Below are 9,491 nucleotides of genomic sequence, written 5' to 3' on the forward strand. Positions count from 1 at the left end.
GCAATAGTATTGCTAAAATTTCATCTATTAATATTTTAGTCAACCTCAATACCGCAACATCTTAACAATGAGTCCCAAAATAAGGGTTTTAGCTCATGTTCTTGAAACGCTTGAGGCGAAATGTAGTTAAGATTGGTTAAATAATATACAAACGAGTCAGAATTTTTATCATCATCTTCTCGCTCAATGTGATAACGTATGGTGCAACATTTTAGCGTATTAGGAAGATAGTTTTTTTTAGGATCGATCAAATAATACTTACCATCTTCTTCCCATGTACAGTGCATTGCTTTTAGGCGTATTAAATATTTAGTGATTTGCTTTTTAGTACCCACCAACGGAAAACTTGCTAAAGGGACTGTCAGTAATTTATCCATATTTATGACTTTTCTCCTTCAATACTTCGGACAGTTTTTTAACGACTCTGTAAGCGTATCGCGAGTAAGCCCTGGCATTTTTAATGATTTTTTGAAACGAGCGGGCGAGACTTAAAGAATACTAGATTAGATCTAAAACTGTCCTTCGTATTGCTCCTTTGACTTTATCAAATTTTGCAATTGCAATTTTAACATACAGGCAATCAGGAAAAAAGAGTCATTGTGAAAATTGTCAATAGTTCTCAGGATATTTCTTTGAGCGAGGGCGATCGTATTTTTGAGCGCTTCCATCGCGGCTACTTCACTCAGATCCAAAAAATAGCAGGATCGGGATTGAGACTAAGCCTAGCATGGGAAATCGCAAGGGCCCACGGTGGCGATATTCAACTAGATACTGCTATCCTCGGTCAAACAGCGTTTATACTGAGCTTACCTGTGGGCGATCGCTATTAACGGAACTTGAAAATTTTTAAGAAGACTTATCTGGAAATACATCTGCGTTTATCTGCGTTTATCTGCGGTTTCGGGAGCGATAGAAGATTTATACAATAAGTCTAAGGGTTAAGGATATTGTCCCTTCTCGCTCGTGCGATCGAGCCTGTTTTGCAGCCTCTGGTACGAGCATTCCATCCAGTTGACGAGCTAAACATCTCTCCAGTAGTTTACCCAGTGCTGTCATTGTACCAGATCTGCCTGATAAAGGCTATACTCGATTTCTTACCAATTACTTGCATTTTTATTAATTTCTCAGTTATCAATAAAACTTTTCGGTATGGACAACTTGAGCATCGACACTAAAACCCGCACCGTCAAGCTAGCTTCCGAGTGCATAGACCTAAACAAAGAAGAGTATATCGTGCTGCTGCTGTTGAGCAAACACTACGGCAAATATGTCGCACCGACAGCGATTTTTAATGTGTTGTACAAGCGTCCCCCAACAGGTGACGAAGAGAAAATAATAGTCGATCGCATTTTTGAACTCAAGAGAAAGTTAAAAGACAACGGCGACACATCCATGCTAATTCATACCGAACCAAACGGGAGTGGCAAATATGGAATTCTCGCAGTAGAAAGTCCCGTGCAAATCAACGGCGAGATTTTGCAGCCGCCGGAACCCAACCCAGAATCAGAACAACTTTTAAACAATCGGTACCGGGTAATTGAGAAGTTGGGAGAAGGAGGTTTTGGCTTAACATTGTTGGCCGAAGACACGCAAATGCCTTCGCACCGGTGTTGCGTCATTAAGCAGCTTAAGCCGCAGACAAATAATCCTGATATCGATCAAAGTGTTCGAGAGCGTTTCTCTCAAGAAGCTGCTGTTTTGGAAAAGTTGGGCGAAGGGCATTCTCAAATCCCCAAACTTTACGGGCACTTTGAGGAAAACGGTTTATTTTTCTTGGCGCTGGAATGGATAGACGGGGAAACGCTTAACAACCGAGTCAAAGTTGTTGGAAGAATGAACGAGGAGGAAGTTAAAAAAATCCTGACAAGTCTGCTAATAGTTTTGGATTATATACACGAAAAACAGATTATCCACCGAGATATTAAACCCCAAAATATTATATTACGCAAGTCTGACGACGAACCAGTTTTGATAGATTTCGGCGTAGTTAAGGAAACAATTAATCAAGGGATAACTGCTGGGTTAAATGATGTAACAATCTCCATTGGAACGCCCCAATTTATGGCTCCGGAACAAGCCGCTGGGAGACCCGAATATTCGAGCGATTTATACAGTTTGGGATTGACGGCAATTTATTTACTAACTGGAAAGTGGCCCCAGGATTTAGAAACTGACCCCCAAACTCGGGAGATGCTTTGGCAGAATCATTCATCAAAGGTGAGTGTGAGATTTGCCGCAGTTCTGGATAAAGCGATTAGATTTCACCCCCGAAGTCGGTTCGCTAATGCTAAGGAAATGTTAGCAGCTTTGGAGGAGCCAACAGTGGCTACTTTGGCGAGCAGTCACGAGCAAGATAACTCTCAAAAAAGCAGTAACAAAAGCTGGCTTATTTATGTATTTTTGATATTTTTAATTGCTTTAGGTGCGGGTGCTTTTGTCTTCAAAAAAGAGTTGATAAGTATCCTCAAAGATGCTGTACACTTAGCTGAGAGAAGTCTGAATCCTAGCGATTCTCAATTGCCCTCTTTGCCTGGGGTGACACCGGAAAATGCCCAGACTTCCTCGCCTGTAGATGCCAGCAGTTACATCAGTGCGGGCGATCGCATTTTGTTCGCTAGCACGGCAAATCCTGACAAGCAAGCAGGAGTTCGCGCGATCGCCAGCGGTGACTTCAAAACGGCGGTAAGTCAGCTAGAAGCGGCTGTAAAAGTCGATCGCACAGACGCGGAAACTTTAATTTATCTCAATAACGCTCGACTCGGTACTGCACAAGCTTTGAAAATTGCCGCAGTAGTTCCGATTGGCGACAATCTCAGCGGGGCGGCGGAAATATTGCGCGGGATAGCTCAAGCTCAAGACGAAGCAATTAAGGCGGGAGTGCCTTTAAAGGTAGTAATTGCTGATGACGGTAATGATGAAAATCGGGCGAAGGCTATTGCACAGAGTCTGATTGCAGATAGCAGTATTTTAGCGGTTGTCGGTCACGGAACCAGCAAAACTTCGATCGCAGTTGCTCCAATTTACAGTCAAAATCAAATGGTGGCGATCGCACCTACGAGCACGAGCATTCAATTAGCAACGGTTCCGAGGCGCCCTGACGGCGTGAACTATTTCTTTCGGACGATACCGAGCGACCAATTTACAGGTACGGCTTTAGCTCGCTATATGTTAACTGGCATGAAAAAAAGCACGGCTGCGGTTTTTTACAATTCCAAAAGTTCTTATAGCAAGTCGCTGCAAACAGCTTTTTCTACTACTTTGATTCTGGAAGGCGGTCAAGTTGTTAAAGAAGTAGATTTATCTGAGCCAAATTCGGCGACGCACATCGATGGGATGGAAGCAGATGTGTTAGTTTTGCTACCAGATTCAGATACTGTAAATTCATTCCTGGAAATCGCTAAAAATAATCAAAAAGGTTTGCCAATAATTGGCGGTGATGCTCTATACAATACGGATTTATTGAAACAGGGTGGAGCAGCTTTGAACGGGGCTATAATTTCTGTACCTTGGCATTTTGCTGATAGTAAAAATCAAAAATTTGTAGAATTAGCTAGAAATTTGTGGGGAATTGATGTTAGCTGGCGGACGGCGATGAGTTACGATGCGGTGCAGGTGTTGCGGATGGGAAGGTCGATCGGCAAAATTGCTCCGAATAGCGGTCAAGCGGGGCGAGTGATGCTGGCTAAAGCCTTAGCTGCTGAGGATTTCAAAGTTAGCGGTGCAACGGGGGAAATTAGATTTTTGTCGAGTGGCGATCGCAATAGCAAAGTAGTTCTTTTGCAAATTGTACCCGATTCTAAATCTGGTGCAGGTTACGATTTTGCGCCAGTCGATCGGTAGATTGCAGATTTTAGCTTACTCCCGGCATTTAGAGCGGATGTTGCTAGAAGAGGTGCTTAGGGATGTGGAGAGGGGTAGAGGCGATCGCTCCCTACTCCATCATAGACCAATACGGTTTACTTAACGCTTTTGATGAATTTCATCTGACGATTTTTGGATTATAAAGAGGTGAAGTAGATATTAAGAATATTTTACCGCAGAGAACACAGAGAACACAGAGAGGGGAGGGATAAAAGGTTTTTTTACGACATCCAAAACCCTCGCAATACTCTTCCCTCTGCGCCAAAAGCGCCCCAATACGGTTCAAAACTCTTCTCTTGATGGAGTGGATTGTATTGCAATACGGTTTACTTAATGCTTTTGATGAATTTCATCTGACGATTTTCTGGCAATATAGCCATTTTGGGCAAGTCAGATTTTTCTTAAGTAAACCCTACTCCATCATAGACCTGTTTAGGATTAATGCTCTTGCCGATAAGTACAGCAAAATACCATTACAAAGATGCCAAAGAAAATGAGTGCCCGTTGAAAAGTAAGGACAAATTGCGCGATCGACAGTTCGGAATAAAAGGGCTAACAAGAATACCCCCGATGCTGCTAATAGAACAAATGGCTCACGCTTTTGCTGTTGGTAGTGATATAGTCCAAGCCCTAGTAATACTAAAAAAGTAGGAGCATAAGAAAGAGAACCGTTGAGTACATTTGTAAATTGATTGCTGAAGTTGCTTGCAAATAAAAATCCTACTAGCAATCCTCCTGCATATCCATATTTCATTCTAACTACTTGACGGCTATATAACCATAAAAAAACAAGCTGAAAGAGCACAATAGGAATCATATCTAGCAATCCTGCCCATTCTGTCGCAAATGTATGAAATAGGGTACTTCCAATACCTATACTGGTGGCTAAACTAATCAATATCCAAATACCAGTCGGTACTTTTTGCTGTTGCCGAGTCAATTGAAAAATAGCCCATGCTGCAATGAAAAAAGAAATATTAGATACAGCATTTAGTGGTTCACTCCATAAACCAGGAATAATACGTTCGCAGTAAAGATCGATGTAATCATTCATGTCATGTCACTGTTTTGAGAGTATAATAGACCTGTTCCATAATTCTTGTGGAAAGTAGGGATTAGGCGGAACGCCTGCCCTTGAGTGGCTCTTTAGGAGATGTCTAATTCAGACTACAGTACAATCGTTAAATTGAACAAAAAACCTGTCTCAAATTTAATGAATTCTCCATTTTATCCCGATCGCCGTTTTTTCAAATACCGAGTAGCCTTGCTAATAAGCATTGCTGTGATTATCCCTTTAGGTTACGCAGTCAGGTTTTCTCGCGGCCCTGCACCGGAATGGTTCAACGATTTTTTCGGGGCCGTAGCTTATGAAATATTTTGGATTTTGCTAACAGTTTTTTTGTGGCCGCAAGCTTCCCTCGTTTGGGTTGCTATAGGAGTGTGTATTGCTATCTGCGGATTGGAGTTTCTGCAACTGTGGCAACCTCCGTTTTTACAAGCAGCTAGAGCTACTTTACCGGGACGATTGGTATTGGGAAACTCCTTTACTTGGTGGGATTTTCCGTCTTATTTTATCGGTAGTTTTTTGGGTTGGGTGTGGGTGCGGTGGCTGAGGCGATCGAACCATTGTCAATAAGCCTTTCATAAACGGGCAAGATGCCCGTTCCACAATAAAATCTAATTTTTGTGGAACAGGCATCTTGCCTGTTGCTGATATTAGTGCAAAAATATCTCCGTTCACAAAGACTTAAAGCCCTCCGCCAGACTGAGTTTTTTGACTCAACCAATCCTTACCCAATCTGATTGTCACATCCGACTGCAAAGAACCGGTACTCTCAACCAGCACCTCTCCAAAACCCAAAGACTGGCGAATCGCTTCAGCACTTTTAATGTCCCCGTCTTGAGCTACAATCGTCGTTACATCTAGCGGTTCAGGCCAAGCTTTAGAAACTTGCACATTTCGATAGCCTGCCCGAGTTAAAGTCTTGGCAAAATCTTCAACAGCCGATCGATCGCCCGTACTGTCTTGAATCGCCACCTTCAGAAAAGTCGAATCAGCATTCTCGATTGTCCAAGTATTTTGACCGAAGTCAAAATGCTTTGCCACCAGAGTTTCGATGCCATTTTGGTCTGGCAACCAAAAACTTGCCTTGTAGTCCTTAGGATCGCTGAATTTGCCCGGAACCATCAACATCTGCACTCCAGCGCGATCGGTTTGAGTAGCAAAACCAGCCAAAGCCACCAATTCTTCTATACTCAAATTAGTATCAAGGTGAGACTGAATCACCGATAAAATCTTCGGCAACCGAGAGAGCAAACCAACATTAACTTGCTCTTCCACAAAAGCCCGCATCAACAATTGCTGGCGCTGTACCCGCCCGATATCCCCTAAATCGTCATGTCGGTAAAGCAAATAGTGTACGATTTGTTCGCCATTCAGACGTTGTTTGCCAGCCTTTAAATCTATATATAAATGCTGACTTTCATCGGTATACTTCATGTCTTTAGGGACATTAATCGTAATCCCGCCCAGGGCATCTACCAAACTTTTGATGCCTTGAATATTGACTGTGACATAGCGATCGATTCCCACGCCGCCCAGCAGTCCGCTCACTGACTTCGCTGAAGAAGCAGGGCCGCCGTAGTAATTAGCTTCGTTGATTTTCACGACACCCCTACCTTCGACATAGGTGCGGGTGTCTCGCGGAATGGAAAGCACGCTTATTTTTTTATTTTGAGGGTCAAACCTCACCAACAGCATAGTATCGGTTAACCCCTTAAAAGAGTTTTGCCAGACATCGTATCCCTTGTCTTTATCGGGATGGCCTTCGAGGTCTGAACTCAGAACCTTAAGTCCTAGAACTAAAATATTAACTGGGCGAGTCAGCTCCGGCATCTTCATGTTGAGCTTTGCCATGTCGCCTTGAGAAAACACCGCCGCTTCTTCAGGGCTCAACTTTTGTTGCTGAAGCGGCGTTGTGGAAAGGGAGACGGCTAGCAGCGCTCCGGCTGTGGCTGAGAGCATGGCTACTCCAGCCAAACCAAAACCAAAACCCAGCCAACGGCCTCGATGCGGTTGGTGCGATTTTTTGGTTGAAGGTTGAGCGGTTGATTGTTTGATAGGGTCTTGATTAGGAGTTTTTTGAGCTGGCACTGGCTTCCTCACACACAACAAAAATAAAAAAGATCGTGACAATATGTAGTATCAAGCTGAAAACGCAGTCAATCAATACGGTAGGGGCTTAAAAGAACCCTAAATTATGATAAATGTTTGCCGACCACTTGCTCGGCTACGCGGCTAATTCCGGGCAACCATAGCGGTTGACGCTTCCAGAGGCGAACCATCAGTCCCAGGGCAACGATAAAATAGCTGGTTGTCAGCAGGCTACTCATTAATAACATGGTAAGTGTCGAAGATTCCGCAGAAATCGCTCCAGCTTCTAAAAGAATATGTCCTAAGAGCCAGCTAAATGCAAGGGCAATTGCCAATCGGCTGACGGCTTTGCGCTCGGGGCTGCCCTGACGGCGGTAAAGATTCCACAGGGCGGGGAAAAAGCCGATGACTGGGATCATTAGTACAAACAGACTTGCCCGATCGAGTTCGGGATTGTCTAAGGGATCTTTATTTTTCATAATTCGCTACTGAAAATTTGTAGAAGGTCTAGTTTTGCACACAAGTTATTTGTTAGAGGCAAAATTTATATCCTAAACCAAAATTCGGAGAGCAGGGCAGGTTTTGCACAAAGATTGTCTCTTAGAGGCAAAATTTGGCCGCTAAACCTGCCTTTACCTATTATTGACAACTTTTCGACCTGGAGAGCCGCATTTTGATAAACTGGATACAGCACAGGAGACAGGAGAACAGACTTAGCCATGACCAAATCCCAAAAATCGATCGTTATTTCTCCATCAATATTATCAGCCGATTTTAGCCGTCTTGGAGAAGAGATTCAGGCTGTCGATCGCGCTGGCGCCGACTGGATTCACGTAGATGTGATGGACGGTCGCTTTGTACCTAATATTACGATCGGGCCGCTGATTGTCGAAGCAATTCGCCCGGTTACTACCAAGCCCCTGGATGTCCACCTGATGATTGTGGAGCCGGAGAAGTACGTGGAGGACTTCGCTAAGGCTGGTGCTGACATTATTTCGGTGCACGCCGAACACAATGCTTCGCCTCACTTGCACCGCACCCTGGGTCAAATTCGGGAATTGGGCAAAATGGCTGGTGTGGTTTTGAATCCTTCGACACCGCTGGAGTTGATCGAGCACGTGCTGGAACTTTGCGATTTGGTGCTGATTATGAGCGTCAACCCGGGCTTTGGCGGTCAAAGTTTTATTCCGACTGTTGTGCCGAAAATCCGCAAGTTGCGCCAAATGTGCGACGAGAGAGGTCTCGATCCTTGGATTGAGGTGGATGGTGGTTTGAAGGTGGATAATACTTGGCAGGTGTTGGAAGCGGGCGCAAATGCGATCGTAGCTGGTTCTGCGGTATTTAAGGCGAAGGATTATGCTGGTGCGATCGAGGGTATCCGCAACAGCAAGCGTCCGACTCCACAGTTGGCGGCTGTTTAATTGAAAATGCGATCGCGTCCGATAAATTGCTAATAGACTTTTCCGAAAATTATCGCTTCACAGGCATCTGTGAAGCGATAATTATTTGAGATATTTAAACGTCTGTTGATGTCGAATATTGAGCCGACATTATCAGTCCTAAAAGTATCAAGATCTAAGCCGCAACGTCAGGTTAACGGTATCCTTCACAAAGCCAGGAACTAGCCAACTAAAAAGCGATCGTTTAATCTCTTTAATAACCTCCGCATCCGTCACCGTCGCAGGGTAAGCGCACGTTATACCATTTTTCTAAAGATCCGATAGAGATCGAACACGACAAGACATTGTAATTTATACACTTTCCCTGTTTGCCAAAGTCTGTCACAACTTTAAAAAAATGGTATTATCACTCATATTTTTAACTTTGAGAGCAATTTTATTTGAAAAAGTGTTTAAAGAATTACTACCTCATTTTCGACAAAAATGGTTGATGAGAAAATCGAGACCATTACCAGATAGCGTACAATTTGCCTTAAAAAACTTTGAAAATATCTGGATAGCTGACGGCTCAACATTAGAAGCATTATTTCGTAAACTAGAAAGTTTATCAGATTTTCCAATTGGTCAATTATCCGGAAAAATGGGAGTAATCGTAGACCTAGTAACTCATCTTCCCGAAGAAATTTGTTTTTGGGAAAATCCGAAACAAGCAGATACTCATGTTCGAGGAAGATTTCCTAAAAACAGTTAAGCCAAAAATCTTGCTGTATGGTAGGAGGCTTCTATCATTTCGCTTTTTGGAAAAAATTAATCGAGCAAGAAATTGGATTTATTACTCGGATTAAGAAAGGTGCATCTTATCAGGTCGAGCGGGTATTAACCAATACTTATGATGTCAAAAACCAGATAATTTAGATAGGTGCAGGGACAAAAAAACACCAGCCTTGACTATAAGACAATACGGTTAACTTAAGACAGCCCTGGGGGTAAAACCCTATGAAAAATAGATACTGCGTTGGCGAAGCCTGCCCGTTGGCGAAGCCGCCCTGAAAGGGCTAGGGCTTATGCTTCGTTCC

Annotated in this window: 10 protein-coding genes; 5 read left to right on the forward strand and 5 right to left on the reverse strand. The window is 43.4% G+C overall.

The genetic code is table 11. From position 1 onward, the window contains the following. Positions 1 to 35: 35 nt before the first annotated feature. On the reverse strand, positions 36 to 377 hold the full coding sequence (locus JGK36_RS24160; RefSeq protein WP_293175520.1) for a hypothetical protein: 342 nt from the start codon (positions 375 to 377) through the stop codon (positions 36 to 38). A 219-nt stretch (positions 378 to 596) separates the two neighbouring features. Here JGK36_RS24160 and JGK36_RS24165 point away from each other — a divergent pair, with 219 nt between their 5' ends. Next, on the forward strand, positions 597 to 830 hold the full coding sequence (locus JGK36_RS24165) for an ATP-binding protein (RefSeq protein ID WP_325315812.1): 234 nt from the start codon (positions 597 to 599) through the stop codon (positions 828 to 830). Between the two features lie 88 nt (positions 831 to 918). Here JGK36_RS24165 and JGK36_RS24170 read toward each other — a convergent pair whose 3' ends face one another. Further along, positions 919 to 1,056 carry a hypothetical protein gene (locus JGK36_RS24170; RefSeq protein WP_293175524.1) on the reverse strand — a complete coding sequence of 46 codons (138 nt, stop codon included), beginning with the start codon at positions 1,054 to 1,056 and terminating at the stop codon, positions 919 to 921. Between the two features lie 93 nt (positions 1,057 to 1,149). Between JGK36_RS24170 and JGK36_RS24175 the strand changes: the two genes are divergently transcribed. Further along, a complete protein-coding gene (locus tag JGK36_RS24175) occupies positions 1,150 to 3,840 on the forward strand; it encodes an ABC transporter substrate-binding protein (protein ID WP_293198226.1) in 2,691 nt (896 codons plus the stop codon). A gap of 433 nt (positions 3,841 to 4,273) precedes the next feature. Here JGK36_RS24175 and JGK36_RS24180 read toward each other — a convergent pair whose 3' ends face one another. Then, positions 4,274 to 4,915 (reverse strand): ceramidase domain-containing protein, encoded by a 642-nt coding sequence (locus JGK36_RS24180; protein ID WP_293175528.1) that lies wholly within the window; start codon positions 4,913 to 4,915, stop codon positions 4,274 to 4,276. A gap of 159 nt (positions 4,916 to 5,074) precedes the next feature. On the opposite strand from JGK36_RS24180, the gene JGK36_RS24185 reads away from it, so the two are divergent. Beyond that, the gene (locus JGK36_RS24185) at positions 5,075 to 5,497 is read left to right on the forward strand and encodes a DUF2809 domain-containing protein (RefSeq protein WP_293175530.1); all 423 of its coding nucleotides are present in this window, start codon (positions 5,075 to 5,077) and stop codon (positions 5,495 to 5,497) included. 111 nt (positions 5,498 to 5,608) lie between these two features. Here JGK36_RS24185 and JGK36_RS24190 read toward each other — a convergent pair whose 3' ends face one another. Together JGK36_RS24190 and JGK36_RS24195 are read right to left on the reverse strand one after the other, a co-directional pair. Further along, positions 5,609 to 7,015 (reverse strand): LCP family protein, encoded by a 1,407-nt coding sequence (locus JGK36_RS24190; RefSeq protein WP_293175532.1) that lies wholly within the window; start codon positions 7,013 to 7,015, stop codon positions 5,609 to 5,611. A 104-nt stretch (positions 7,016 to 7,119) separates the two neighbouring features. Further along, positions 7,120 to 7,494 carry a hypothetical protein gene (locus JGK36_RS24195; RefSeq protein WP_293156757.1) on the reverse strand — a complete coding sequence of 125 codons (375 nt, stop codon included), beginning with the start codon at positions 7,492 to 7,494 and terminating at the stop codon, positions 7,120 to 7,122. Between the two features lie 240 nt (positions 7,495 to 7,734). Between JGK36_RS24195 and rpe the strand changes: the two genes are divergently transcribed. Together rpe and JGK36_RS24205 are read left to right on the forward strand one after the other, a co-directional pair. After that, complete coding sequence (rpe, locus tag JGK36_RS24200) at positions 7,735 to 8,436, forward strand: ribulose-phosphate 3-epimerase (protein ID WP_293175534.1); 702 nt, start codon at positions 7,735 to 7,737, stop codon at positions 8,434 to 8,436. A 376-nt stretch (positions 8,437 to 8,812) separates the two neighbouring features. Beyond that, the gene (locus JGK36_RS24205) at positions 8,813 to 9,166 is read left to right on the forward strand and encodes a hypothetical protein (RefSeq protein WP_293191563.1); all 354 of its coding nucleotides are present in this window, start codon (positions 8,813 to 8,815) and stop codon (positions 9,164 to 9,166) included. Positions 9,167 to 9,491 lie beyond the last annotated feature (325 nt).

This window comes from Microcoleus sp. PH2017_35_SFW_U_B, assembly GCF_020737865.1.
GTDB lineage: Bacteria > Cyanobacteriota > Cyanobacteriia > Cyanobacteriales > Microcoleaceae > Microcoleus.